At 38.5% G+C, this 408-nt stretch carries 1 protein-coding gene; it reads right to left on the bottom strand.

What is annotated here, in order from left to right:
* A partial coding sequence (gene tnpA / locus STRDD04_RS10275) for an IS200/IS605 family transposase (RefSeq protein WP_156469097.1) occupies positions 1-261 on the bottom strand: 261 nt, incomplete at its 3' end.
* Positions 262-408 lie beyond the last annotated feature (147 nt).

Below are 408 nucleotides of genomic sequence, written 5' to 3' on the forward strand. Positions count from 1 at the left end.
TGCACTTTTGCCTTTTAAATAACCCATGAAACTTGAAACACTTATCCTCGGTGGAATACTTACTAACATATGTACATGATCAGGCATCAAGTGACCCTCGATAATTTCAACACCTTTATAACTGCACAAACGATGAAATATTTCGCCTAAACTACTTCGATATTGATTATAGATTACTTTTCGTCTATACTTAGGGGTGAACACAATGTGATATTTACACATCCACTTTGTGTGTGATAAACTATGTGCCTTTTGTGCCATATTTTTCTCCTTTCGCTTTACAATTGGCTTGAACACCTTTATTGTATCGCGTTTGGAGTTTTTGGTATAACCTTCAACGCGCACCCGCATAGCGGGTGGTTTATTTGTCTCGCACCTAACGGAGCGAGACGGACTGAAAGTCAATAA

This window comes from Streptococcus sp. DD04 (assembly GCF_001578725.1).
GTDB lineage: Bacteria > Bacillota > Bacilli > Lactobacillales > Streptococcaceae > Streptococcus > Streptococcus sinensis.